The following is a 24,844-nucleotide window of genomic DNA, read 5'->3' as shown; positions in this document are numbered from 1 at the left end:
CTTCCGGGCCATGGCGCACGACTACCTGATCATCGGAGCGGGGCCCGCGGGACTGCAACTCGCCGCCTCCCTGGAACGTGACGGTGCGGACTACGTGGTCCTGGAGCGCGGCAGCGTTCCCGGCGCGTTCTTCGAGCGGTTTCCCCGGCACCGCACCCTCATCTCGACCAACAAGGTGCACACCGGATACGACGATCCCGAGCTGCGGCTGCGGATGGACTGGAACTCGCTGCTGAGCGACGATCCGGAGCTGCTGTTCACCCGGTACAGCCGGCGCTACTTCCCGCCGGCCGACGACCTCCTCCGCTATCTGTCGGACTTCGCCGCCCGCACCAGGGTGCGCGTGCGGTACGGCACCGAGGTGGCGCGGATCTCCCGCGACGCCGACGGCTTCACCGTCACCGACCAGGGCGGACAGACCTGGCGGGCGCGGCGGGTGGTGGTCGCCACCGGGGTGTCGCTGCCGAACGTGCCGGACATCCCCGGCATCGAACTGGCCGAGCGGTACGACTCGTTCGACCCCGACCCGGAGACCTTCACCGACCAGCGGGTGCTGATCATCGGGCGGGGCAACTCCGCCTTCGAGACGGCCGACAGCCTGATGGAGAACGCGGCGGTCATCCACGTCGTCGGCTCGGGTTCGCTGCCGCTGGCGTGGCGGACGCACTACGTCGGGCATCTGCGGGCGGTCAACAACAACTTCCTCGACAGCTACCAGCTGAAGTCGCAGAACGCGCTCCTGGACGGCCGGGTGCTCTCGATCCGGCGGGCGGCGGACGGCTTCCACGTGCCGGTCGCGTTCGAGCGGGCCGACGACGTGGTCAAGGAGATCCGCTATGACCGGGTGATCGTCGCCACCGGTTTCCGGCTCGACACCTCGATCTTCGACGAGTCCTGCGTCCCGGACCTGACCGTGAACGACCGGTTCCCGGACCTGACGGCGGTGGGCGAATCGGTCAACGTGCCGGACCTGTACTTCGCCGGGACGCTGATGCAGGGCCGGGACTTCAAGAAGGCCACCACCGGCTTCATCCACGGCTTCCGCTACACGGTCCGCGCCCTGCACCGGGCGCTGCGGCAGCGGTACGAGGGGGAGCCCTGGCCGGTGACCGAGCTGGGCGCGGACACCGAACGGGCCGTCGAGGAGGTCGTCACCCGCGTCAACCGGTCCTCCGCGCTGTGGCAGCAGTTCGGCGTCCTCGGCGACCTCCTGCTGCTCGCCCCGGACGGCACGCTGCGCTACGCCGAGGAGGTCCCGGTCGGCCAGGTGCCGGACGCCGTGCGCGCGGGCGACTTCGGGGAGGTGGCCGCGCACGCGGTGATCACCCTGGAGTACGGGGAGGACCACGACCGGGTCGACCCCTTCGACGTCACGGCGGGCCGCAAGTCCCAGCAGGACGTGGCGGGTCTGGACGGCCGCTATCTCCATCCCGTCGTCCGCTGGTACCGGGGCGGTGAGTTCGTCGACGCGTACCACCTCGCGGAGAACCTGGAGAACGAGTGGGACAGCGAGAAGTTCCACCGCGCCCCGCTGCGCGCGTTCCTGGAGGCCCGGCGCGGCCCGGCCGCCCCGGTGGCACCGTGATCCTCCGCGACCTGCACGACAAGGCGCGGCAGTCCCTGGACCCCGTCCGCTACGACTACGTGGCGGGCGGGGCGGGCGAGGAACGGGTCCTCGCCGACAACGAGCGGGCCTTCGACCGGTACGCGCTGCTGCCCCGGGTGCTGTCGGGCCGCGAGACGCGCGACACCACCGTCGATCTGCCGGGCGCCCCGCGGACGGCACCGGTGGTCGTGGCGCCGACCGCGTTCCACCGGCTGGCGCATCCCGACGGCGAGCGGGCCACGGCGCGGGCCGCCGCGGCCGAGGGCGCCGTCCTGGTGACCGGGACCGCCTCGACCACCGCGGTCGCCGACGTGACCGGGGCGGCCGGGGACGCGCCCGTGTGGTTCCAGCTGTATCCGCATCCCCGGCGCGAGGTCACCGAGGCGCTCGTGCGGCGGGCCGAGGAGGCGGGCTGCACGGCGCTGGTGGTGACCGTCGACTCCCCGGTGTTCGGCCGGCACACCCGGGACCTGCGCAACGGCTTCACCGATCTGCCGCCCGGCTACGCGGCGGAGAACATGCGTGGTCTGCCCGGCGCCCCGCCCGGCGCGCTCACCGACATCCCGATGTCCCCCGCGGTGTCCTGGCGGGACATCGACGGCATCGTCGGGCTGACCTCACTGCCCGTGCTGCTCAAGGGAGTCCTGCACCCGGCGGACGCCCGGCTGGCCGTGGAGCACGGCGCGGCCGGGGTGGTGGTCTCCAACCACGGGGGCCGCCAGTCGGACGCCGTACCGGCGGCGGTGGACTGTCTGCCGGCGGTCGTGGCGGCCGTGGCGGGCCGGGTGCCGGTCCTGCTGGACGGCGGGATCCGCCGGGGCAGCGACATCGCCGTGGCGCTGGCGCTCGGGGCGACCGCCGTCGGCGTGGGACGCCCGGTGGTGTGGGGCCTGGCCGCCGAGGGCGAGGCCGGGGTGCGGCGGGTCCTGGCGGCGCTGCGCGACGAGTACGACCACACCCTCGCGCTGTGCGGGGGGCGCCGGAACACCGATCTGACGAAGGACATGGTCGTCCGGAAGGGCGGGACGTGGTGAACAGCGGGCCGAAGCGGGCCCCCGCGACGACGTGGTGGCTGCCGCGGGGCGTGGTGGCGCTGCGGGTACGGATCTTCGAGAAGGTCAACGGCGACCGCGCGGTGACCCTGCCCGACGGCACGCACGGACCGGAGGTGTTCGAGCGGGTCTACGCCCATCCCGCGGCGAACGGACGCAGCGCCGGGGCGGGGCTGTCCGACCTGTTCTGGTACTGGCTGGCGCCGGGCCCGGAGGTGCACCAGGAGCACCTGGAGCCCGGCGAGCGCTACGAGGAGGTGGCCGCGACGACGCGGCGCATCCTGGCCGGCGGCTCGGAGGAACTCGCGGCCGCGGCCGGCCGGGCCGTCGCCGGCGTACTGGACTGTCTGCCGGACGACCGGATCAGCCTGGTGCGGCTGCGGGACCTGGTGATGCCCGCGTGGGCCGAGTTCTGCTACGGACTGGTCTTCCAGGAGCCGTGTCCGCCGCGTGCCCGGGAGCTGATCACCGCGCACGCCGACGATGTGATCAGCGCCCTGAAGTGCACCGGGCTGCGTCATCCGCGGCGCCGGGCGCGGCTGACGGCGTATCTGCGCGAACGGATCGCGGCCGGTGACGTGCCGCACCGGCTGCCGGCCTCGCTGTCGCTGCCGGAGCAGGCGCACTACCTCCAGGGGACGTTCTTCAACACGGCCGTGGTGCAGCTCTCCGAGGCGACCGCGCACGTGCTGCTGGCCCTGGCCCGGCATCCGGAGGTGCAGCACCGCCTGTGGGCGGAGCCCGGCGACGACCGGTACCTCACCCGCGTACTCGACGAGACGATGCGGCTGTACCCGCTGTTCGGCATCGCGCACCGGATCACCACCGGGGAGATCCCGCTCGACGAGGAGACGGTGCTGCCGGCCGGCTCGGTGGTGTGCTTCAGCTATCCCGACTACCACGCCACGGGCTACGACCGTCCCGGGGAGTTCGACCCGGACCGCTGGGAGTCCCTGTCCGCCAGGGACGCCCACCACATCCCGTTCGGAGTGGCGGCGAACCGGCCCTGTCCGGCGTGGCGGCTGTCGCCGCTGGTGCTGCGCGCCGCGGTCCGGGAGGTGCTGCGCCGCTACCGGCTGGACTCGACGGCCTCGCACACCCGGTCCAACCCGCACCGCGCGCCCTGTCTGCTGATCCCGCGCGGCCTGTCCCCCGGGCCCCGCCTCGCGGTGCTGCGGAGGTTCGTGCGGGCGCGGGACGGCGTGGAGGACGTCACCCGGGCCGTGCGGCAGCTCGTGCTGGGCACGGTCATGGTGCTGCACGCCCGCAGGCTGCGGCTGGCCAGCCGCTATTTCGAGGAGCATCCGGCCGGGCGCTGCCCGGTCGCCCACCCGGAAGGAAACAGCAGATGAGCGCCACGGACCTCGCACCCGCGTTCTTCCTCGCCGTCGTGGTCATCCTGGTCGTCTGCCGGGTCGTGAGCCGGCTGCTGCAACTGGTCGGCCAGCCCCCGGTCGTCGGCGAGATGCTGGCGGGGGTGGTGCTGGGCCCCTCGGTGCTCGGCGCCCTGCTGCCCGGCGTGGAGTCGGGTCTCTTCCCGCAGGAACTGCGCCCGGTCCTCTACGTGGTGGGGCAGATCGGCCTCGTCGCGTTCATGTTCCACGTCGGCTGGGACTTCCGGGTGGACCGGCTGCGGGGCGTGGCCCGGCCCGCCGGTCTGGTCTCGGCGGCCGGGGTGGTGGTGCCGGTGCTGCTCGGTGTGCTGCTGATCGTCGTCGCCGGTGAGCGGACCGGCGCCATGGCCCCGGACGTGTCGCTGACGGTGTCGGCCCTGTTCGTCGGGGTCGCGCTGGCCGTGACGGCCTTCCCGATGCTGGCCCGGATCATCGCCGAGCAGAGGCTGGCGGGCACCCGGCACGGATCGCTCTCGCTGGGCGCGGGCGCGGTCGACGACGCGGTGGCCTGGATCCTGCTGGCGGGGGTCTTCAGCATCGCCGGCGGCAGCGCCGGGCTGGTGTCGCTGGCCGTCGCCGGCGGGTTCGGTCTCATGGTGGTCCTGGCGGTGGTGGTACGGCTGCGGGGACGCACCGTGCTGCTCGCCGAGCGGGCGGCGCCGGAGAACCTGCTCCTCGTCCTGGTCGGCGTGCTGTTCCTGGTCGCGTGGTACGCGGACGAGATCGGCCTGTACGCGGTGTTCGGGGCGTTCAGCCTCGGGCTGGTCTTCCCGCGCTCGCCGCAGCTGGACCGCTCGGTGGAGACCATCGAACCGGTGGGCCGGGTGTTCCTGCCGCTGTTCTTCACCTACTCGGGGCTGAACACGGACTTCACCCTGCTGGGCTCCGGGCCGGTGCTGCTGTTCACCGCGGGGTGCGTGCTGGTCGCGGTCGTGGGGAAGTTCGGTGCCTGCTGGCTCGCCGCCCGCCTCTCCGGGGAGCCGAACCGGGTGGCGCTGCGGGTCGGGGCGCTGATGAACGCGCGGGGCCTGATGCAGCTGATCGCGCTCAACCTGGGGCTGGCGGCGGGCATCGTGACGCAGGCGATGTTCAGCGCGCTGGTGGTGGTCGCCATCGTCACCACCGTGATGGCGACGCCGCTGCTGGCGCTGATCGACCGGCGGGAGCGGATCCGGGACGGGCGGGACGAGGGGCACGGACGGGACGAGCGGCCGCGGCCGGCGGTCGTGGCCGAGAGCCACTGAGCACAGGAAAGGGCCCGGCCCCGACGGGCCGGGCCCTTTTCTGTGCCGGGCGGCTAACTTCCGCTCGCCAGCCGCCGTTTGTCGGGCTTGCCGGCGGGCGTGAGCGGCACCTCCTCGATGAGGGTGAGCCGGGTCGGCGCGCACGCCTCGCCCAGCCGCGCGGCCACCAGGTCCCGCAGTTCACCGAGGCCGGGGACGCGTCCCTCGGCGGGTACGACGAAGGCGTGCACGGCCTCCCCGGTGCTGTCGTCGGGGACGGCGGTGACGTACGCCTCGGCCACCGCCGGGTGGGTGGCCAGCAGACGTTCCACGGGACCGGCGTAGTACACGTTGGCGTTGACGATGATCACGTCGCGGGCCCGTCCGGTGAGCCACAGCCGGCCCCGACCGTCGAGCCGGCCGAGGTCACGGGTGCGGACCCAGCCGTCCGGGGTGAACACCTCGGCGGTCAGCGCGGGTTCGTGCCAGTAGCCGCGGGCCTGCGACGGGGTGCGGACGAACAGTTCGCCGTCGGTGCCGGGCGGGACCGGGCGGCCGTCGGTGTCCCGGACCTCCAGGTCGACGGGCGGGACGCCCAGTGAACCGGGTTCGTCGTCGGGGGTGGCCATGGAGATCATGCCGGTCTCGGTCTGGCCGTAGCCGTGGAAGACGACCGGCCCGAGCACCTCGGCGGCCTCCCGCAGCCGCCCCGGTGACAGCGGGGACCCGGACACCATCAGCGCGCGCAGCGAGCCGAGGTCCACGGGTGAGGCCCGCTGGCTCGCGACGAGCTTGGTCAGCCGGGCCACGGTGATGACGCTCGCGGTGGCCCGGTGGCGTACGAAGGCGTCGGGGAAGGCGGGCGGATCGGCGGTGACGAGGGTGCCGCCGGCGGCGAGGGTGAGCAGGCCGTACTCCAGCATCACCTGGCTCGCCAGGGTGCCGAAGACCAGGAACCGGTCGAGGCGGGCGGCGAGTTCGCGGACGGCGGGCGGCCAGGCGTCCGGCCGCAGCGCCCAGGCCGCGGTCATCGCCCCGTAGGTCTGGGCGCAGGCCTTGGGAAGGCCGGTGCTGCCGCTGGTGTGGATGAGCCGGGCGACGTCCCCCGGCCGGGCCGTGACCCGCGGCCGCAGGCCGTCGTCCGGCGCCGACAGCAGGTCGTCGAGGGCGAGGACGGCACCGGACGGCATCGTGTCCGGGTCGTCGGAGACCCGGTACGCGACGTCTGTGAGGAGGTGCTCGCGCTGGCGGTCGGTCAGTCCCGGCCGTACGCCGACGACGCGGGCGCCGACGGCATGGGCGGCGACGACCGCGGCGAGCGCCTCGGGGCTGACGCCCAGCAGCAGCGCGACGCCGTCACCGGGGCCGACACCGTGCTCGCGCAGGCCGTTGGTCACGCACCGTACGTCCGCGAGGAGTTCGGCTCCGGTGACGGCCCGGTCCAGGTGCTCGAAGACCACGCGGTCGCCCGCCGCGTCCAGGAGGTCGAGCACGCCACCGGGGAACTGCTCAGTCAAGGCAGGCCTTCACGAACGCGACGAGCGGCTGCTGGTGGACGGCCGGGATGTCCCAGTCGTTCTCCAGGTTCTCCGCGAGGTGGTGGGTGCCGGCCAGGACGCCGTCGCGGTAGTGGCGGACGACGGGATGCAGGTAGACGGAGTCCGCGGCGTGCTCGACGTCGTTCTCGACGACGCGCGGGACGCTGATGTCGAACGGGTCGACGCCGTCGTGTCCGGACCCGTACTCCAGGTCGACGACGAACCGGTGCGCGGCGGCGCCGAGACCGCCGTCGGTGACGAGGTCGAGCGGCACCTCCTCCTGGTAGCGGGCCCGGTCCCCGTCGACGGTGACCACGTCGCCGAGGAACCCGAACTGCTGCCAGAGCCCGGAGGAGCGGTTGACGCGGGCGATGAGGGCGTCGGCGATCGCCTCCGGGGTCGCGGGCAGTCCGGCGGCGGGCCAGGGGGTGTCGTGGTAGCGGGCGTCGAGGATGCGGCCCAGGGCCCGGACGCCGTAGCGGAAGCCGTGGATGAAGCCGTTGGTGAACTTCTTGAAGTCCCGCTGCTGGGTGAGGGTGCCGGCGAAGTAGAGGTCCGGTACGTTCACCGACTCGTAGGCGGAGGTCTGTTCGGGGAACCGGTCGTCGATGACGAGGGCGGGGCGGCAGGTCTCGTCGAAGACGCTGGCGTCGAAGCGGAAGCCGGCGGCCACGATGATCCGGTCGTAGCGCAGTTCGCGCAGCCGTTCCGTGGTGCGGGCGTAGCGGAACACCACCCGGAACCCGTCCCCGCCCTCGGGGCTCTTCTCGATGCTCTCCACGGTGCCGTCCAGGACGGCGTTCTGCGACTTGAGCTGGTAGCTGTCCAGGAAGTTGTTGTTCACCGCGCGCAGATGGCCGACGAAGTGGGTCTGCCAGGCCATCTTCAGCGAGTGCGGGCCCGCCACGTGGATGACGGCCGCCTTCGCCATCAGGGACTCGGCGGTCTCGAACGCCGAGTTGCCCTTGCCGACGACCAGCACCCGCTGGTTGGTGAAGGTGGCCGGGTCGGTGTCGAAGTCGTCGTAGCGTTCGGCGAGTTCGATGCCGGGGATGGGCGGTACGTTGAGGCGGGAGACGCCGGTCGCCACGACGATCCGGCGGGCCCGCCAGGTCCGTCCGGCGCCGTCGAGGACGGTGAAGACGCCGTCGGCGCGGGAGACGCGGACGACTTCGGTGCCGTACTCGACGCGGACGCCGGTCTTCTCGGCGTAGTCGGCGAGATAGCGCACGAAGTCGTCGGCGCGGGGGAAGTAGTCGTCGCTGTACCGGGTGAACAGCAGCCGCGGGTCGTCGCTGAGCAGCGAGTTCCAGTCCATGCGGAGGCTGAGCTCCGGGTCGCTGTATCCGGTGTTGACCTTGTTGATGGATATCAACTGCCGATGCCGGGGGAAGCGGGTGAAGAACGTTCCCGGGCCGCTTCCCCGCTCCAGGACGACGTAGTCGCGTCCGTCGCGTTCCAGGGAAGCGGCGAGCTGAAGTCCGGCCGGTCCGGCCCCGATGATCAGGTAATCGCGCACCATGGACGGGACGCTAGCGGCGGGAAATCAGAACGTTCTGAGATTGCCGGCCGGGGCGGGCACGGGTGGCGGGCCGGGGCTCGCCGGCCGGCTCCGGGTGGCCGGCGGGGGTGCGCTCCGGACGGGCGTCCGTGTCCTCCAGGCGGAGCACGGCTTCTTCGTCGGGGGTGCCGGGCGCCGCCTGGTAGACCACCATGCGCTGGCCGCCGGTCCGGGCCAGGCTCATGATCTCGTAGGTCAGGGTCATCGTTCCGGCCTTCGGGTGCCGGAAGGTCTTCTGTCCGCCGCCGCGTTCACACACGTCGTAGCGTTCCCAGAGCCGGGCGAACTCCGGTGATTTCACGGCCAGTTCGCCGACGAGGGCGGTCAGCTCCGCGGAGTCCGGGTCGGCGCCGGCGACCGCGCGCAGGTGCGCCACGGAGGAGGCGACGGTCGCCCCCCACGGGTCGTAGAGGGTCCGGCCGACCGGGTGGAGGAAGAGGTAGCGGGTCAGGTTGCGCCGCTCCTCGGGCCAGTCCCACAGGCCGGGCATCAGCCGTCGGCCGGGCGGGTTGGCGGCGAGGACGCGGTTGAAGCGGTCGACCACGTAGGCGGGCATCGGACGGACCGACTCCAGCATCCGCAGGACCGAGTCGCGGACGGTGTGGTCGGAGCAGGCGGGCAGGTCGGAGATGCGTCCGGAGGCCAGTTCCGCGAGTTCGTGGAGGCGTTCGTAGGCGTCGCCGCGCAGCCGCAGGGCGCGGCCGAGGGCGTCCACGACCGCGGGGGACGGGTTGGTCTCCCGGCCGCGCTCCAGGCGGATGTAGTAGTCGACGCTCACCCCGGCCAGCGCGGCCAGTTCCTCCCGGCGCAGGCCGGGGGTGCGGCGCAGGCCCGCGCCGGCCGGCAGGCCGACGTCCTGCGGGCGTACCTGGGCCCTGCGGGCCTTGAGGTAGCGGCCGAGTTCGGTGCCCCGTGCGTCCCCTGCTGTCGCCATCCGCCCATTGTGGCAGCCGGTCGGCGAGCGTGAGGGGCCGTGACACTGCCTGGCACGCGGCACCCCGGTACGGCGCGGTCTGCCGGGCGGCGTCCGGAAGGCGGATGGTGGTGGGGAGCGGGCGGCCCGGCCGCCGGGGCCCAGGGGGTGCGTGGCACCGGACCGCGGCCCGGTGGCCGGGGCCGTCCGCCGCCGGTCCGTGTCCCTCGTCCACCCGGGAGCCCTGCCGTGCCCGCCCTTCCTCCCTCGTCCCCGTTCTCGTCCCCGGGCCCGTCCTCGTCCCCGGGCCCGTCCTCGCACCCGGTCCCGGCCTCGCACCCGGTCTCGTCATCGTCCCGGGCCTCATCTCCGGTCCCTCCCACGTCGCGGGTCCCGGTCGGCGGGGGTGGCCCCGGGCCGTCGTCGCAGTCCGACGGGCGGGACGGTCCGCCGGGGCCGGGGCGGCCCGCGCCGGGCGGCGGGCTCGCCCTGGTCGCCGCGCTGCTCGGTTTCAGCGTCATCACCATCGACGTCTCCGCCGTGAACATCGCGCTGCCCGCCGTCCAGGACTCCCTGAGCGGCGGAATGGCGGGACTGCAGTGGGTGGTCGACGCGTACACCCTAACCTTCGCCGCCCTGATGCTGTCCGCCGGCGCCCTGGCCGACCGCGTCGGTGCCCGCCGCGCCTACGTCTGGGGCGTGGCCCTGTTCACCGTCGCCTCCCTGGCCTGCGCGCTCGCTCCGGACATCGCCGTACTGATCGGGGCGCGCGTGGCGCAGGGCGGCGCGGCGGCGATCGTGATGCCGGCCTCGCTGGCGCTGATCCGGCACGCCTACGACGACGCGCGGTCCCGGGCCCGCGCCATCGCCCTGTGGGCGGTCGGCGGTTCGGTGGCGATGGCCGCGGGTCCGGTGCTGGGCGGGCTGCTCACCGACTCGGCCGGCTGGCGGGCGGTGTTCCTGCTGAACCTGCCGGTCGGCGCGGTGATCCTGGGCCTGCTGGTGCGGGTGCCGGTCTCCCCGCGCCGGCCCGCCGCGCTCGACGGGGCCGGGCAGCTGACGGCCGTACTGGCCCTGGCGGGGCTGGCGTTCGCGGTGATCGAGGGCGGGCACCGAGGGTGGACCAGCGGTCCGGTACTGGCGTCCGCCGCGCTCGCCGTCGTCTCCGGGTACGTGTTCTGCGTGGTGGAGCGCCGGCAGCGGCGGCCCATGGTGCCGCTGGACATGCTGACCGACCGCCGGGTCGCCGTGCCGCTGGCGGTCGGCTTCTCCCTCAACGCCGCCTTCTACGGCGGGATATTCCTCCTCGGGCTGTACTACCAGCAGGTGCGCGGCATGTCGGGGACCGTGGCCGGGCTGATGTTCGTCCCGATGTCGGTGCTGGTGACGGCGGTCAACCTGGTCTCGCCGCGGCTGGCGGAGCGGATCGGGCGGCGGCCGGTGATCGTGGGCGGGCAACTGGTGTTCGTCGGCGCGATGCCGGCGCTCATGCCGCTGGCGGCGCACACGCCGGTGTGGCTGGTGCTGGTGCTGCTGGTGCCGCTGAGCGTCGGAGGGGCGGTGGTGGTGCCCGCGCTGACGGCGCTGCTGATCGACGCCGTGCCGGGGGAACGCGCGGGAACGGCGTCGGGGCTGCTCAACTCCCTGCGGCAGACCGGCGGCGCGCTCGCCGTCGCCCTGTTCGGCAGCCTGCTCGCCGCCCCGGACGGCGGCTTCTCCCTGCCGGGGATGCGCGTGGGCCTGCTCGTCGTCGCCGCCCTCCTGCTGGCCACCGCCGTGCTGTCCCGGCTGGCGCTGCCCCGGGAGTGACCCGGCCCGCTCAGGAATCCGCGGTCCGGTCGGCGGCCTGCCGGGCCCGGGTCCCGTCCGTTCCGATGTCCTGGACGCCGATCACGGAGAGCAGCTCCAGCTGTCCCGCGCCCTCGCTGCCGGGCGGCGCGGTGAACCACAGCAGGCGCTGGCAGCCGTCCTCGCTGAACAGGCTGTGGCAGTCGAGTTCGATGACGCCCAGGGCGGGGTGGACGATGCGTTTGTGATCGGTCCGCCGCAGGGCGACGTCGTGGGTGTCCCAGAGGGCGGCGAACTCCGGGCTGCGCCGCCGCAGTCCGGTCACCATCCGCCGGACCGTGGGGTCGTCGCCGCGCCGGGCGGCGACCGCCTGGAGGTCGGCGACGAAGACCCGGGAGTGGTGGGGGTGGTCCGCCACGGGGTAGAGGGCGCGGGCGTCCGGGTCGGTGAACCAGCGGTGGACGAAGCTCGCCTCGGGGCCGCGCACCGCCGGGGGCGGGCCGACGAGCGCGACGGCCAGCGGGTTCTGGACCAGGGTCTCGTGCAGGTCGGTGATGATCTGGGCGGGCGTCCCGGCCAGCCGGTCCAGCAGAGCGAGCATGGCCGGCTGGACGTGCGCGTCCGGTCCGTGGGCCGTCGGCGGCACCGGCCGGTCGGCGAGGTGGAAGAGGTGGTCGCGCGCGTCGCCGTCCAGCCGCAGGGCCCGGGCCAGAGCGGCCAGTACCTGGGCCGAGGGCTGGGCGCCGCGTCCGCGTTCCAGCTCGGTGTAGTAGTCGGCCGACAGGCCGGCCAGCTGGGCGACCTCCTCGCGCCGCAGTCCCGGCACCCGGCGCCGGGGCCCGGCGGTCAGGCCGACGTCGCGGGGGCGGACGCGGCCGCGGCGGGACTTCAGGAAGGCGCCCAGTTCCGAGTGGTTCATGCCGCCCATCGTCGCGTGGACCGGGCTGTCCCAGCCAGGGGACGGTGACCCCAGGGTGGGGAGGGCCCTGGCCCGCCCGGGCGCCGGGGCTCAGGCTGGGGCCCGTATCAACCGCTCGCGCCCTCACAAGGAGTGCCACCGCCATGCCGTTCGCGAACTTCAAGGTCCCCGCCGGTTCCCTCGACGAGAAGGAGAAGAAGGAGATCGTCATCCGCGCCACCCAACTGTTCGTCGACATCTACGGGGAGCGGGCCCGCGCCACCACCCTGGTCCTGGTCGAGGAGGTCACCGACGGAGGCTGGGGCATCGGCGGTGACGTCCTGACCCTCGCCGTGCTCCAGGGGTCGACCGGGGACTGACCTCCCCGTTACGGTCCTCGGGAGCCGAGCCGATGGCGGAAGGGACGACATGCGCTTCACCGACGGACCCCGTACGCACGGTGACGTCCTGGTGCGCGCCGGGGCGGAACGGGTCTGGGAGCTGGTCACCGACATCCGGCTGCCGGCCCGGCTCAGCCCGGAACTGCGGCGCGTGGCCTGGCTCGACGGCGCGGACCGGCCCGCGGTCGGGGCGCGCTTCGAGGGCCACAACCGGCACCGTCTGCTCGGCGAGTGGCGCACGGTCTCCCAGGTGACCGAGCTGGTGCCGCGGCAGACCTTCACCTGGGCGGTCATGGACGCGGACGGCCGCTACGGGCCGCCCGCCCTGGACCCGGCCCGGCCGATGGCCGTCTGGAGCTACACGCTGCGGACCGAGGCCGGCGGCGTCCGGCTGCGCCAGTCGGTCCGCGTGGGGCCGGGTCCGAGCGGCGTCACGCGGGCGATCGGGCAACGGCCCGACCGCGAGCCGGACATCATCGCCTTCCGGCTGGCGGAACTGCGCGAGGGCATACGGGAGACCCTCGCCGGCGTCAAGGCACTCGCCGAGGCGGAGACCGGCCGGGACGGACAGGCCGGACCGTGGGGCTCGGACAGTTCCGGCGAACAGGACGCCGGGCGCCGGTGACCCGGCGAGCACGCGGCGCACGGCGCGTGGCGTGCGGGGGCACGCACCCCCGCTCGTGGCGTGCGGGGGCACGTGCTCCGGGGGGCGGTGCTTCCGTACGCCGTCGGGGCCGGGCGTGCGGGTCACGGGCGGTGGCAAGACCCATGGCAGCGGCGCGACGCGTGCGCCCGCTGTCCCGCCCGCGCAGGAGGTCGCCTTCCGTGTCGATCACGCCCCGAGCGGTGTACGAGCGCCGACTGGCCGGCCACGAGGCGATGTTCGTCGAGTCGGGCACGCCCATGGTCCTGTGCCATTCCCTGGGCGGCCCCGTGGACCGGGAGGTGCTCGACGAGTCCCTCCGTGTCCTGGCCGGTGTCCATCCCGTCCTCACCGCCCGGTGCCGCCCCGGGCCGGACGGTCCCCTCCTGCGCTGCCACCCCGCCGCGCCGCCGCGGCTGCGTACCGGCACCGACTTCGCCGCTGCCACCGCCCCCTTCGCTCCCGGGGCGCCGATGGTGCGCGCGACCCTGCTGGACCAGCCCGGCGGGGACCGGCTGTTCGTCCTGTGCGTCCACCACGCCATCGCCGACGGCGTCAGCGCCCTGAGCGCGCTGGCGCAGCTGTGGGAGATCTGCACCGCCCGGATCACCGGCCGCACTCCCCGGCTGCCGCCCGCCACGGACGGGCTGCCGCACCCCGTGGAGCCGTACTTCCGCCGCAAGGTCACCCGCCGGGACCTCGACGGGTTCCTGGCCCGCCGGGCCGCCCGTGCCCGGGCCCTCTCCCCCCTGTGCCTGCCGGCCGAGGCGGCCGGCACCGGCACCGGCACCGGCACCGACGGCCCGGCGCGCGGAGTGCACGTACGACGGGTCGCCCTGGACCGCGAGCAGACCGCCCGCCTGGTCCGGACCGCCCGGGACAGCGGCATCAGCACGCACAGCCTCGCCTGCGGCCTGGTCCTGACCGCGGTGCGCGACGTCGCCGGCGACGCACCCGGCGTACAGACGCTGACCTGCACCTCCGCGCTCGACGTACGGCGCCGTCTGGTGCCGCCGCTGCCCGCGCACCGCGTCGTGATGGCGGCGGCGGCCCTGGAGACGCACGTCCCGGTCGCCTCGGCGGACGACCCGGTGCGCGTCGGGCGGCTGGTCCGGGAGCGGATGCGCGCCGCGGTCCGCAGCGGCGAACTGGACCTGTCCGTCGCCGCCCTGCCGCACCTGGCCGCCCAGGCCCTGAGCCGCGGCCCGGCGCTGCCCATGAGCGTGGCGGTCACCGACCTCACCGCCCACACCCCCGCGCTCCCCATGCCGCCGGAGCTGTCCGCCTCCGTGCCCTGGGGGTACGTCGAGGTGCACGGGCCGGTCCCGGTGGTAGCCCTGACGGGGGATCACTCCAGCGGTCTGGGCCTCACCCTCGCGCTGCCGCGCGCCTTCTTCACCGCCGGGCAGGCCCAGCGGCTCGCCGGCGCCCTGCACCGCACCACCCGGCGTGCGCTGGGCGCTCCCTGACCACGGTCGCGTCGTGACCGGCCGGCCCGCGGTCTCGTTGCGGTGGCGTGTACTCCATCAGTGCGACCGACCGCACCTTCCTCGCGATGCGGCGGCCACCCGTCGCCGGATTCTTCCTGGACTTCGACGGCCGGGCGCCGTCCGTGGCCGAGTTGGCGCGGCGCGTCGCGGCCCGGTCCGGCTCGCTGCCCGCGCTGACCCGTCTCCTGCCCGCGGGCCGGGCCCGGTGCTGGTCGCCGCACGCCGCCGCCGTCGATCCGGACGCGCACGTCCGCCACTGGCACGTGCCGGACGGGGAACGGGCCCTCCACGACGCCTGCGAGGCCCTGCTGACGCGGGAGCTGCCCGGCGGGGCGCATCCGTCGTGGGACTGCCGGCTGCTCACCCAGTCCTCCGTCACCGGACGGTTCCGGGTCTGCTTCCGTGTGCACCACGCCCTGAGCGACGGGGTCGGAGCCGCCCACAGCGCCCTCGCCCTCCTCGCGGACGCCCCGGTGCCCGGGCCGTGGCTGTATCCCGACGCCGGCGGCGGCATCCGCGCGGGCCTGTGCGCCGTACGGGAGACGGCCGCGCCCGCGCTCCGCCCCGGGGCGCCCTGGCACGCGCTGCGCCGCGTCACCGGGCCGGGCGGTGGAGCGCGGTGGGCGTACGGCGAAGTGCCGCTGGCCCGGCTGCGCGCCCTGGCGGACACCCACCGGACCAGTGTGAACGACGTCGCGCTGGCCGCGCTGGCCCTCGCCCTGCGGTCGTGGAGCACGGAACTGGCGCTGCCCGACCCGCCGTCGCCCGCCCGGACGCTGGTGGCGATGTCCACCCGCACCCCGCGGCAACGGCTCGCGCCGGGCAACCACATCGCCTTCCACCGGCTGCACCTCCCCGTCGCCGCCGCCACGCTGCGGGCCTCGGCGGCCGAGGTGCGCCGGCAGACGGACGCCGTGCGGCGCTCACGCCGCCGCGACGCCCTGCGCGCGCTGCTGGACCTGCCCTGCCCGCCGGCCTTGGGGAGCCGCGCGCTGCGCGCCGTGGTCAGCGCCCGTCTCTATCCCTTCGCCGTGAGCAGCGTGTCCTTCCCGCAGAGCTTCACCTGCTTCGGCGCACGGCTGAGCGCGGCGTCGCTGTTCCTGCACATCGGGGACGACGAGCAGCGGCCCGTGTACCTGTCGTTCACCCGCACTCCGGACACCGTGCGGTGCGCCGTGGTCACCGACGTCCCCCGGGCGCACGCCACCGCGCTCCCCCGCCACTGGGTCCGGGCCCTGGGCTGACGGCGTCCGCCGGTGTCCGGGCGGCGGAGGCGAGCAGGGCCAGCTTGTCGGCGCTGTCGGTGCCGGGGTCCGGGTGGAGCACGACCAGCATCTGGCCCGCCGTACCGCCGATATCCAGTTTCTCCCGGTTCAGGCGGAGGTCTCCGGTCCGGGGGTGGGTGAGACGCGTCGGGGCGCCCTCGCACACCTTGATGTCGTGGCGGGCCCAGAGCCGGCTGAAGCGGGGGCTGGCCAGGGAGAGTCCGCCGACCAGCTCGACGAAGCGGGGGTCGTCGGTGTCGGTGCCGACCGACTCGCGGAAGACGGCGACCGCGCCCTCGGTGGTCTCCTCCCAGTCCGGGTGGAGGGCCTGTTCGGCGGGGTCGAGGAACAGGTCCCACAGGCGGTTGGCCCCCACCGCCAGCCGCGGCGACAGGGCCGTCGCCAGGGGGTTGGCGGCGAGGATGTCGAAGTAGCGGTCCTCGACCACCGCGGGCAGCGGGAGGGTGGCGACGAGCTGGGCGATGCCCGCGGGGACGGTTTCCTCACGGGGGCGGCGGGGCCGCCGGCGCGGCCGGGCGGCGGCGAGGCGCAGCAGGTAGGCCGTCGCGTCGTCGTCGAGCCGCAGCACACGGGCGAGCGACTCCAGGACCTGCACGGACGGGTTGCGGTCCCGGCCCTGCTCCAGGCGCAGGTAGTAGTCGGCGCTGATACCGGCGAGCATGGCGACCTCTTCCCGGCGCAGTCCCGGCACGCGGCGTGTCCCCACCGCGGGGACACCGGCCTGTTCGGGGGTGACGAGCCGGCGGCGAGCGCGCAGGTAGTCACCCAGCGGGTTCGGTCCCTCGGTCATCCGCCCACTGTAGTGCGGGTGCCGGGGCCGTCCCTGGTCCTGTCACCCCCAGGATCGCGGGGGCTCTGGCCCGGCCGGGAACCGGACCCCATCGTGGTCGGTGGCTTCCACGCCGCACCTGCGCACCGACACACCAGCACACCAAGGAGCACCCCCATGTCGACGTATCTGCTCGTACACGGCGCCTGGCACAGCGGCCGGGTCTGGGACCGGGTGGTCCCGCTGCTGGCCTCGGCCGGTCACCGGGCGCTCGCCCCGTCCCTGACCGGGTACGGCGACAAGGCGCACCTGCTCGGCCCCGGGGTGGGACTCGACACCCATGTCGACGACGTCGTCGGGCTGCTCGTCGAGGAGGACCTCACCGACGTGGTGCTCGTGGGGCACAGCTACGCCGGGCTGGTCGTCTCGGCGGTCGCCCACCGGGTCCCGGAGCGGGTGGCGCACCTGGTGTACCTCGACGCGATGGTCCCGCTGGACGGCGAGAGCGCGGCCGATGTCATGCCCGTGACCCGGCACCTGATCGACCGGGCGCTGGAGTCCGAGAGCGGCTGGCGGGTTCCGCCGCTGCCCGAACTGCCGCCTCCGGCTGGCTTGTTCGGGGTCACCGACCCGGCGGACATCGCCTGGCTGCGCACGATGGTGTCGGACCATCCGGTGCGCTGCCTCCAGCAGCGGGTCCGGCTGGACAACCCGGCCGCGGACGCGATCCCGCGGACCCACATCCACTGCGTCGCCGGGGTGCCGGAGGGTTTCGCCCGGCGGCCCGTCCCCCCGGTGCAGCCCAACGGCGAGCCCGCGCGGGTGTGGGAGCTGCCGACCGGCCACGACTGCATGGTGACCATGCCGGGCGAGCTGACCGAACTGCTGCTGTGGCCGGCACGGGTGGGAGCGGCGTAGCCGCCGCTTCCTTCCTCAGGACCCGCTCGGCGCGTTGCTGAGGTCCACGACGCAGAAGATGTTGCCGTCGGGGTCGGCGAGGACGACGAAGTCGGGCTCGGGCGGGTACAGGTCCCAGTCGACGGCCCGGGCACCGAGCCCGATCAGCCGCTGGACCTCCGCCCGCTGCTCCTCGGCGCTGTCCGTGAAGAGGTCGAGGTGCAGCCGGGGGCGCGGTTCGGCCGGTGACGCGCTGAGCAGCAGGCCGAGCGCCCGGCCGGATCCGTCGGCGTGGTGCAGGGTGCGCCAGGTCTCGCTGCTCCACTCGTCGGCGGGGACCAGGTCCAGCGCCCGCGTCCAGAAGGCCACCGCGCGGGGCAGGTCCGTGACACCGATGACGGGTATACCGAGTCGCAGCATGGGACAAGGTTAGCGAGGACCGTGCCCGGCCTCCGGGCGGCGCGGGCCGGTGCCCTCATGGGGGTGTACGGCGGTCAGTCGTCCGGGGTCCACCCCGGGCGGCCCCGCGGCGGGCCGGCCAGGACGAGGTGTTCGACGGCCGCGTACCGCTCGCGTTCGCGCCGTGCGCCGCGGCGTCCGCCGCACAGGGTCCCCAGCCAGCCGAACACGAAGCCCGCCGGCACCGACACCAGGGCGGTCGTCGAGAACGGGAACCAGTTGAAGTCGGCCTCGGGGAAGGCGGCGGCCGGGGACCCGGAGACCAGCCGGGTGCCGGACATCAGGACCAGGGTGACGGCCGAGCCGCCGATCAGGGTGCACAGCAGGCCGGTGCGGCTGAAACGGCGCCAGAACAGGGTGAAGACGAGGGCGGGGGCGATGGCCGAGGCGCCCAGGCAGAAGGAGAGCGTCGCCAGCGGCTGCAGTCCGCGGTGCTGGGCCAGGGCGGCCAGTACCACCACCGGCACTCCGACGACCAGCGCGCTGACCCGGGCCAGGGTGGTCTCCCGCACCGGCCCGAGGCCCTCGCGGCGGGAGGCGGCGACGTCGTGCGCCAGTGAGTTGGCGCAGGCGAGCGTCATTCCGGCGACGGAGGCGAGCAGGGTGAGGAAGACCGCCGTGGTGACCGTGCTGAACAGCAGGCTCTCGGCGCGGGACACCTCGGGGCCGAACGCGGCGCGCGCGCCCAGCAGGTAGGCCGTGCTTCCGCGCGGGTCCGCCGCGGTGATCCCCGCGCGGCCGACGAGCGCCGTGGCGCCGATGCCGATGACGGTGATCACCAGCATGAACAGGGCCACCGACGACACCGCCCAGGACATGGTGCGCCGCACCTGCGGGGCGCTGCCGGCGGTGTACATGCGCATGGTGACGTGCGGCAGACAGGCGCCGCCCAGCACGATGGCGACCTGTGTGCTGATCATGTCCGCACCGGGGTGGGGCCCGTCCGCGAACTGCAGTCCGTACCGCAGGAACGCGTCACCGGCCCCGCTGCGCCGCGCGGCCGTGTCGACCATGGTCCCCGGGTGCCAGTCGAACGTGTACAGGATGAGGGCGGCGACGACCAGTCCGGAGCCCAGCAGGATGACCGTCTTGAGGATCTGGATCAGCGCGGTGCCCTTCATCCCGCCCAGCGCCGCGTAGCTGATCATCAGCAGTCCCGCGCCGACGACGCACCCGGTCTTCATGGTGCTGTCGGAGAAGCCCAGGATGAACGCCAGCAGCTGCCCCACGCCCGCCAGTTGCACGATCATCATCGGCACCAGCGACAGCAGCGTCACCGCGCACGCCGCGATGCGCACGGACCGCCCCGGCATACGGCGGCCCAGCACGTCGCCCATGGTGAACCGGCCCGTGTTGTGCAGGGGTTCGGCGAGCAGCACCATCAGCAGCAACAGGGACAGCAGTGTGCTCAGGGCCAGGACGACACCGTCGTAGCCGCACAGCGCGATGACCCCGCCGATGGTGAGGACGGTGGCGGCGGAGATGTAGTCGCCGGCCACGGCCAGGCCGTTGCGCAGCGGCGACAGCGAGCGGTAGCCGGTGTAGAACTCCTCCAGGTCGTCGCGGTCGGGGCCGGTCAGCACGCACAGCAGCAGCGTGACGGTGACGACGCTGCAGAACGCGACGAGGGACCAGGACTGGGCGGCGCCACCGAGTTCCGTCATCGCGGCGGCGTCCCGTCACCGCCGGCCGGACGCCCGTACCCCCTGACTCTGCGGGCCGGCGGATCGACGTACCGGCGTGCCGTGTACGCGAAGAGGACGACGGCGAGCCAGGTGACCGGCACCTGCACCAGGGCCAGCAGCAGTCCCGTGGGGAGTCCGCCGGGCGCGGGGCGGGCCATGAAGGCGGGGGCCTCGACGGTGAGCGTGAGGAAGACGGCGAAGTAGCCGAGGGCGGCGCACGTGGCCACCCGCCGCTGCCGGCGGCAGGCGCGCCGCAGGACCCGCAGTGCCCGGTGGTGACCGGACCACGAGGCCGGGCCTGCCCCGTCCCGCTGTCGGACCGGATACGACTCCGAGTTGTCGTAGGACATCTCAAGTCTCCTAGCGCGGCAGGGGGTCCGGCACGCATCGCACGCTATGCGGGTGCCACGGGACGCGAAGGGTTTTCCGTTGAACTGTCCGACGGGGTTCCGCCCGTGACCGGACTCGTCCGTGGCCCGTGGTGCCGCTGGGCCGGGAGGAGACCCGAGTGGCATCCTCCGTCTCGTCGCGCGTGACTCCTCTCCCCCATCGGCCGTAGCCGTCCGTACGTCCCGTACCGCAGTGCCGGGGCGTCCATCGGTGCGGCCGGGACCGCTCCCGTGGAGCGGGGCCGCTCAGGCCGGCCCGGCCGCCGGCGGCAGCGGCGCGTGGTCCGGGGATGCCCGGAACGCCTGGATCACCAAGGCGGCGAAGCGGCGGGAGGCGGCGGCCCTGGCGGCCGTCGACGGGGCCTGGATGCCCCGGTTGGCCATGAGGACGAGGATCAGGTCGTCCAGCGCGAAGTCGGGCCGCAGCCCGCCGGCCTCCTTGGCGCGCCGGGCCAGTGCGGCGACCGCCCGCAGGGTCCGTTCCCGGCCGGCGGCGAAGTCCATGGCGTCGGGGTAGGCCGACATGAACGCCTCGGTGAAGCCCCGGTCGTGGGCGTGCAGCGCGCAGATCCTCTCGATCACGCGACGGAAGCCGTGCCACGGGTCCGGGTCGGCGAGACCGTTCTCGGCGATGTCCTGGCAGGCGCGCATCTGGTCCGCGAAGGCCTCGGTGGCCAGGTCCCGCTTGGTCGGGAAGTGCCGGTACAGGGTCGCGGGTCCGACCCCGGCGTGCCGGGCCACCTCCCGCATCGGTACGTCGAGCCCCCGGGTGGCGAACAGCGCGCGGGCCGCGTCGAGGATGCGGTCACGGTTGTCGCGGGCGTCGGCGCGCAGGGGGTGAGGCAAACGGTCGGTCACCGCTCTCACTTCAGTCAAACGGACGGGGGCGTCCGTTAGCGTCCGACGGCGGGGAAACACCACGTCCGGAGCAGTGAGGAGACGGCGTTGAAGGCAGTGTCGATCGAGGCGTTCGGGGGTCCGGAGGGGCTGGCGGTGGTCGATCTGCCGGTCCCGGTCCCCGCCGCCGGACAGGTACTGATCACCACCGAGGCGATCGGTGTCGGTGGCGTCGACGCCGTGATCCGCAGCGGTGCGCTCGCCGCGTACGGGTTCCGGGAAGGGCATGTCCCCGGCGGCGAGGTGGCGGGCACGGTGACCGCCGTCGGCGACGGGGTGGACCCGGCGTGGACCGGCCGGCGGGTCTGGGCGTCCACCGGTACGGGGGGGGCTACGCCGAGCAGGTGACCGCACCGGTGGCGGAGGCCCTTCCCCTTCCCGCGGGCCTGTCCGCCGTGGCGGCGGTGACGCTCGGCGGTTCGTCGGTGGTGGCGCACTTCGGGCTCGCGCACGCCCGGTTCGCCGCCGGCGAGTCGATGCTGGTGCGGGGGGCGGCGGGCAGCCTCGGGATCGCGACGGTCCAGCTCGTCGCCCGGGGCGGGGCCGGCGCGGTGGCGGTCACGACGTCGTCCGCCGAGCGCGGCGCGCGGCTGCGTGCGCTGGGCGCGACCCATGTGCTGGACCGCTCGGGCGAGGGAGGCGAGGGAGGCGGGGACGCTCCCGCCGGATACGACGTCGTCATCGACGTGGTGGCCGGTGCGGACATGCCGTCCTTCTTCGACAGGCTCGTTCCGAACGGCCGGCTGGTCGTCGTCGGCGCGGTCGGCGGGCAGCCGCCGGCGGACTTCGGCACGACGATGATGGCGGCGTTCCAGAGATCGCTGTCGTTCGCGACGTTCAGCGCCGCGACGGTGCCCGTGGCGGACCGGCAGGCCGTGCGGAGCGAGCACTTCGCCGCCGCGGCGCGTGGCGGACTGCGCACGGTGGTGCACGAGGTGCTGCCGCTGGAGCAGGCGGTGCGGGCGCACCGGAAGATGGACGCCGGTGAGGTGTTCGGCAGGATCGTGCTGACGCCGTAGGAGGATCGCGGCGGACGGTCGTGCGCCGGCCTCGTCCCTGCCATGGTGGTTCCCTGAAGACGACACCGGACGGCCGGCCCGTCCCGCCGATGTACGCGGACGAGCGTCCCGTACTGGAGGCCTGAGTGGACTTCCACCGTGCGTCCCTCGCCCTCACGGATGCGGGGCTGCGGGGCTGCGGGACGACCAGGTACGGCCGGCCGCGGTGGCACCGTCGTCGCTGACGCCGCTGTGGCGGGCGGAGGCCGCCCGGGGCCGGGAACTCGTCGCGGGCGCGTCGCCGGACGACCGTGGCCGGCGGTCCGCGCGGGACGCCGGCCACGTCGGTGGTGACGGGGTCTCGTTTGCGCTGGATCCTGGTGCGTCTGATCGAGGAGTACGCCCGTCACAACGGTCACGCCGACCTCGTCAGGGAGCGCGTCGACGGCGTCACCGGGGCGTGAGAGGTACTCCCGTCCAGCGGGCGAGGGCGGACACCGCCGCGGCGCGGTCGGCGGCGGAGAGGCGCGCGATGGCGACGTGATGGTCGCCGCCGGGCACCCACAGGGTGCGGGAGTCCCGCCCGCCGGGACGGAAGTGCTCGGCGACGGCCGGGTCCCGCTCGCCGTTGACGAACAGCATCCGGTGCCCGTGCCGGCGCACCCAGCGGTCGATGTCGGGCATGGCGTCCGGATCGAAGCGCATCGGTATGTCACGCGGCACGAAGGAGCGCGGCGCGAGCGCGTCCGGATGGCGCAGCAGGTCCGCCAGGTGCGCGACGGGCACGTCCAAGTACCCGAGCTGGGTGCCGAGTTGGTAGAAGTACGGGACGTACTCCCGGACCGTGGCGTCGGCGTAGACGGGGAGGGCGGCGGTGGACCACAGCCATGTGTACAGCTCGTCGGTGGTGGCGTCGGGGCCGGGGATCGCGGGGCCGCTGTTCTGCCAGAACATGAAGGACGCGCGCAGCACCGCGGTCTCGAAGGCCTGGTCGGCGCTGCCGATGATGCTGAAGCCGGTGCCCGCGGAGGCGGCCCAGGCCGTGTAGCGGGCGACCAGGTCGGCGCGGCGCAGGAGGCATCGGCGTTGCGCCGCCTTGAGGGCGTCGCGTTCGGCGGCGGTGCCCACGGTCTCCAGGAAGCGGTGGTAGGCGCTGTCGTCCTGGTCGTCCACGTTGTCCGGCGCGGAGTAGGCCACGGTGCCGTCCACGTCGTGCGGGTGGAACCTGCGGTGGTAGACGCTCGCCATGCCGCCCTTGCTGCCGCCGACGGAGATCCACGCGCCGGGGAGCAGGCGACGGAGGGTCCTGATCACGCGGTGGTGGTCGTCGGCGGCCTGTCTGATCGTCAGGTGGCGCCAGTCGGGTGTGCCGGGGGCCGAGGTGCCGAAGAAGCGGTGCTCCACCTCGACCTGGTTGCCGCCCAGCAGCTCGGTCGGTTCGGTCCGCTCGGGAGTCAGCCCGGCCGCGTACCCGCTGGTGTACACGACGGTGGGCCGGCCGGCGGAGGTGTGCAGGAGCGCCAGCCGCTGTTCGAAGGTGCCGGCGGCCGGGTCGGTGTGGTCGACCGGCTGGCGCAGCCCGAGGACGAAGAACCGGTAGCCGGGGTGACCGGCCGGCCGTTCCGCCACGATCCTGAGCCCCGGCAGGGCCGTCAGCCGTTCCACCAGGCCGTCAGGTCCCTCGCCGTGCGCGGGTGCCGTCCCCGCTGCGGCGAGACCGGTGGCGGAGGCCGCCGTGAGCAGCAGGCGTCGTCTGGTCCAGTCGCGCATCGCGGCCCTTCCGTTCCGTTTCGTTCCGTTTCGTTCCGTGGGAGGTGACGGCGTCTTCAGCCGGCCGCCCTCAGTACAGCGGTCCGGCGCGGCGGGGAGATCCCGCCCGTGGGGGACGGGCCTCCCCCGGACGGGGGAGAGACGGCCGGGCAAACGCGGGCACGGGACAGGGACGACGGGGCGAAGACGGGCCGCCCAGTGCCCGGACTACCATCGTCCCGTGTCCCCCCGTCCCCGTCCGCAGGCGGCCCGCCGCACGCTGCTCGCCCTGGCCGCCGCGGTGGCCGCGTCGAGTCCCGCGACGGTCCCCGGCCGGGCCCGGGTGCGGTCGCTGGTGCTGGCGACCGGGCTGTCGGGTGCGCCGTACGGCACCTTCGGCAGCCGGCTGGCCCGGGAGATCGACCGGCGGGTGGGCTCCCTGCGCGTCGACGTGGTCAACACCTCGGCGAGCATCCGCAACCTCCGGCTGCTGGGTTCCGGCGACGCCGACCTCGGTCTGGTGCTGGGGGACAGTGCCGCGGACGCCTTCGAGGGCACCGGGGGGTTCTCCCGGCCGCTGCCGGTGTCGGCGCTGGCCCGTATCTACCTCAACTACACCCACCTGGTGGCGCGGCCCACGGCCGGCGTGGCCACCGTGTCGGACCTGGCGTCGCTGCGGGTCTCCCTCGGTGCCGAAGGGTCGGGGACCGTCGTCGTCGCCCGGCGGATCCTGGCCGCCGCCGGTCTCGGCGGGCGGGTGCGCCGCTGTCACCTGGGGCTCGACGACTCGGTGCGGGCGCTGCGGCGCGGTGAGATCGACGCGTTCTTCGCGTCCAGCGGGGTGCCGGCGAGCGCGGTCACGGAGCTGTCCGCCGCCCGGCCCGTCACGCTGGTCCCGCTGGACGGGCTGGCCCGGGTGCTGCGGGCGGAGCACGGACCGGCGTATGTCGATGTGTCGATACCGGCGGGGACGTACGGGCAGGAGTCGGAGGTGCCGACGGTGGGTGTGCCGACGTATCTGATGGCCCGCTCGGCGGTCTCGGCCCGGGATGCCTTCGAGGTGACGCGGGCGATGTTCGCGGCGCGGCAGACCCTGCCGGGTCCGGAGGTGCCCGGTGCCTACCTGGACGAGCGGTACGCGATCGGCACCGATCCGGTGCCGTTGCACCCGGGGGCCGTGCGGTACTACCGGAGTGTCTACGGCTGAG

At 74.3% G+C, this 24,844-nt stretch carries 21 protein-coding genes and 2 pseudogenes; 13 read left to right on the top strand and 10 right to left on the bottom strand.

Annotation, left to right across the window (positions count from 1 at the left end; all coding sequences use genetic code 11):
• Positions 1-10 precede the first annotated feature (10 nt).
• The 4 genes from ACIQR3_RS19600 to ACIQR3_RS19585 are packed head-to-tail and all read left to right on the top strand — an operon-like array spanning position 11 to position 5,296.
• Positions 11-1,585 (top strand): NAD(P)-binding domain-containing protein, encoded by a 1,575-nt coding sequence (locus ACIQR3_RS19600; protein ID WP_403540403.1) that lies wholly within the window; start codon positions 11-13, stop codon positions 1,583-1,585.
• Positions 1,582-2,640 (top strand): alpha-hydroxy acid oxidase, encoded by a 1,059-nt coding sequence (locus ACIQR3_RS19595; protein WP_403540401.1) that lies wholly within the window; start codon positions 1,582-1,584, stop codon positions 2,638-2,640. The genes ACIQR3_RS19600 and ACIQR3_RS19595 overlap by 4 nt, the downstream gene beginning before the upstream one ends.
• Positions 2,634-4,010 (top strand): cytochrome P450, encoded by a 1,377-nt coding sequence (locus ACIQR3_RS19590; protein ID WP_403540399.1) that lies wholly within the window; start codon positions 2,634-2,636, stop codon positions 4,008-4,010. The genes ACIQR3_RS19595 and ACIQR3_RS19590 overlap by 7 nt, the downstream gene beginning before the upstream one ends.
• Positions 4,007-5,296, top strand: coding sequence for a cation:proton antiporter (locus ACIQR3_RS19585; protein WP_403540396.1), 1,290 nt, complete (start codon positions 4,007-4,009; stop codon positions 5,294-5,296). Before ACIQR3_RS19590 ends, ACIQR3_RS19585 begins: the two co-directional genes overlap by 4 nt.
• Before the next feature lie 53 nt (positions 5,297-5,349).
• Here the strand turns inward: ACIQR3_RS19585 and ACIQR3_RS19580 are convergent, their stop codons facing one another.
• From ACIQR3_RS19580 to ACIQR3_RS19570, 3 genes are read right to left on the bottom strand one after another with little or no spacing between them, the layout of a single operon-like run.
• On the bottom strand, positions 5,350-6,792 hold the full coding sequence (locus ACIQR3_RS19580) for a class I adenylate-forming enzyme family protein (protein WP_403540393.1): 1,443 nt from the start codon (positions 6,790-6,792) through the stop codon (positions 5,350-5,352).
• Entirely contained in the window at positions 6,785-8,335 is a 1,551-nt protein-coding gene (locus tag ACIQR3_RS19575) for an FAD-dependent oxidoreductase (protein ID WP_403540390.1), read from the bottom strand. Before ACIQR3_RS19575 ends, ACIQR3_RS19580 begins: the two co-directional genes overlap by 8 nt.
• Positions 8,336-8,345: 10 nt before the next feature.
• Complete coding sequence (locus ACIQR3_RS19570; RefSeq protein WP_403540387.1) at positions 8,346-9,308, bottom strand: helix-turn-helix domain-containing protein; 963 nt, start codon at positions 9,306-9,308, stop codon at positions 8,346-8,348.
• 228 nt (positions 9,309-9,536) lie between these two features.
• Between ACIQR3_RS19570 and ACIQR3_RS19565 the strand changes: the two genes are divergently transcribed.
• Positions 9,537-11,096, top strand: coding sequence for an MFS transporter (locus ACIQR3_RS19565; protein WP_403540386.1), 1,560 nt, complete (start codon positions 9,537-9,539; stop codon positions 11,094-11,096).
• A gap of 10 nt (positions 11,097-11,106) precedes the next feature.
• Here the strand turns inward: ACIQR3_RS19565 and ACIQR3_RS19560 are convergent, their stop codons facing one another.
• Positions 11,107-11,994 (bottom strand): helix-turn-helix transcriptional regulator, encoded by an 888-nt coding sequence (locus tag ACIQR3_RS19560; RefSeq protein WP_403540384.1) that lies wholly within the window; start codon positions 11,992-11,994, stop codon positions 11,107-11,109.
• 143 nt (positions 11,995-12,137) lie between these two features.
• On the opposite strand from ACIQR3_RS19560, the gene ACIQR3_RS19555 reads away from it, so the two are divergent.
• The 4 genes from ACIQR3_RS19555 to ACIQR3_RS19540 all read left to right on the top strand — a co-directional run bounded on the left by ACIQR3_RS19555 (position 12,138) and on the right by ACIQR3_RS19540 (position 15,751).
• Positions 12,138-12,353, top strand: a complete 216-nt coding sequence (locus tag ACIQR3_RS19555; RefSeq protein ID WP_403540383.1) for a tautomerase family protein — start codon at positions 12,138-12,140, stop codon at positions 12,351-12,353.
• 49 nt (positions 12,354-12,402) lie between these two features.
• Positions 12,403-12,999 carry an SRPBCC family protein gene (locus tag ACIQR3_RS19550; RefSeq protein WP_403540380.1) on the top strand — a complete coding sequence of 199 codons (597 nt, stop codon included), beginning with the start codon at positions 12,403-12,405 and terminating at the stop codon, positions 12,997-12,999.
• Between the two features lie 200 nt (positions 13,000-13,199).
• A complete protein-coding gene (locus ACIQR3_RS19545) occupies positions 13,200-14,486 on the top strand; it encodes a hypothetical protein (protein ID WP_403540379.1) in 1,287 nt (428 codons plus the stop codon).
• Between the two features lie 47 nt (positions 14,487-14,533).
• On the top strand, positions 14,534-15,751 hold the full coding sequence (locus ACIQR3_RS19540; RefSeq protein ID WP_403540376.1) for a wax ester/triacylglycerol synthase domain-containing protein: 1,218 nt from the start codon (positions 14,534-14,536) through the stop codon (positions 15,749-15,751).
• On the opposite strand, the gene ACIQR3_RS19535 is transcribed toward ACIQR3_RS19540, so the two are convergent.
• Positions 15,687-16,583: a helix-turn-helix domain-containing protein gene (locus tag ACIQR3_RS19535; protein WP_403540374.1), complete on the bottom strand. Its 897-nt coding sequence runs from the start codon at positions 16,581-16,583 to the stop codon at positions 15,687-15,689. The genes ACIQR3_RS19540 and ACIQR3_RS19535 overlap by 65 nt on opposite strands.
• 156 nt (positions 16,584-16,739) lie before the next feature.
• On the opposite strand from ACIQR3_RS19535, the gene ACIQR3_RS19530 reads away from it, so the two are divergent.
• Positions 16,740-17,480, top strand: coding sequence for an alpha/beta fold hydrolase (locus tag ACIQR3_RS19530; RefSeq protein ID WP_403540372.1), 741 nt, complete (start codon positions 16,740-16,742; stop codon positions 17,478-17,480).
• Between the two features lie 15 nt (positions 17,481-17,495).
• Here the strand turns inward: ACIQR3_RS19530 and ACIQR3_RS19525 are convergent, their stop codons facing one another.
• The 4 genes from ACIQR3_RS19525 to ACIQR3_RS19510 all read right to left on the bottom strand — a co-directional run bounded on the left by ACIQR3_RS19525 (position 17,496) and on the right by ACIQR3_RS19510 (position 20,850).
• The gene (locus tag ACIQR3_RS19525) at positions 17,496-17,879 is read right to left on the bottom strand and encodes a VOC family protein (RefSeq protein WP_403540371.1); all 384 of its coding nucleotides are present in this window, start codon (positions 17,877-17,879) and stop codon (positions 17,496-17,498) included.
• Positions 17,880-17,953: 74 nt separating this feature from the next.
• On the bottom strand, positions 17,954-19,582 hold the full coding sequence (locus tag ACIQR3_RS19520; RefSeq protein ID WP_403540368.1) for a cation acetate symporter: 1,629 nt from the start codon (positions 19,580-19,582) through the stop codon (positions 17,954-17,956).
• Entirely contained in the window at positions 19,579-19,953 is a 375-nt protein-coding gene (locus tag ACIQR3_RS19515; RefSeq protein WP_403540365.1) for a DUF485 domain-containing protein, read from the bottom strand. The genes ACIQR3_RS19520 and ACIQR3_RS19515 overlap by 4 nt, the downstream gene beginning before the upstream one ends.
• A gap of 285 nt (positions 19,954-20,238) precedes the next feature.
• Positions 20,239-20,850 carry a TetR/AcrR family transcriptional regulator gene (locus ACIQR3_RS19510; protein ID WP_403540363.1) on the bottom strand — a complete coding sequence of 204 codons (612 nt, stop codon included), beginning with the start codon at positions 20,848-20,850 and terminating at the stop codon, positions 20,239-20,241.
• A gap of 87 nt (positions 20,851-20,937) precedes the next feature.
• On the opposite strand from ACIQR3_RS19510, the pseudogene ACIQR3_RS19505 reads away from it, so the two are divergent.
• Positions 20,938-21,908 (top strand): annotated as a pseudogene (locus ACIQR3_RS19505) (zinc-dependent alcohol dehydrogenase family protein).
• Between the two features lie 125 nt (positions 21,909-22,033).
• A pseudogene (locus tag ACIQR3_RS19500) lies at positions 22,034-22,351 on the top strand (DUF664 domain-containing protein).
• Here the strand turns inward: ACIQR3_RS19500 and ACIQR3_RS19495 are convergent.
• Complete coding sequence (locus ACIQR3_RS19495; protein ID WP_403540362.1) at positions 22,338-23,657, bottom strand: S28 family serine protease; 1,320 nt, start codon at positions 23,655-23,657, stop codon at positions 22,338-22,340. The pseudogene ACIQR3_RS19500 and the gene ACIQR3_RS19495 overlap by 14 nt on opposite strands.
• A gap of 220 nt (positions 23,658-23,877) precedes the next feature.
• Between ACIQR3_RS19495 and ACIQR3_RS19490 the strand changes: the two genes are divergently transcribed.
• Positions 23,878-24,843: a TAXI family TRAP transporter solute-binding subunit gene (locus tag ACIQR3_RS19490; RefSeq protein ID WP_403540360.1), complete on the top strand. Its 966-nt coding sequence runs from the start codon at positions 23,878-23,880 to the stop codon at positions 24,841-24,843.
• Position 24,844: the final 1 nt, after the last annotated feature.

This window comes from Streptomyces sp. NPDC090994 (genome assembly GCF_044768905.1).
Classification (GTDB): domain Bacteria; phylum Actinomycetota; class Actinomycetes; order Streptomycetales; family Streptomycetaceae; genus Streptomyces.
This window is presented reverse-complemented; position numbering and strand designations above follow the sequence as displayed.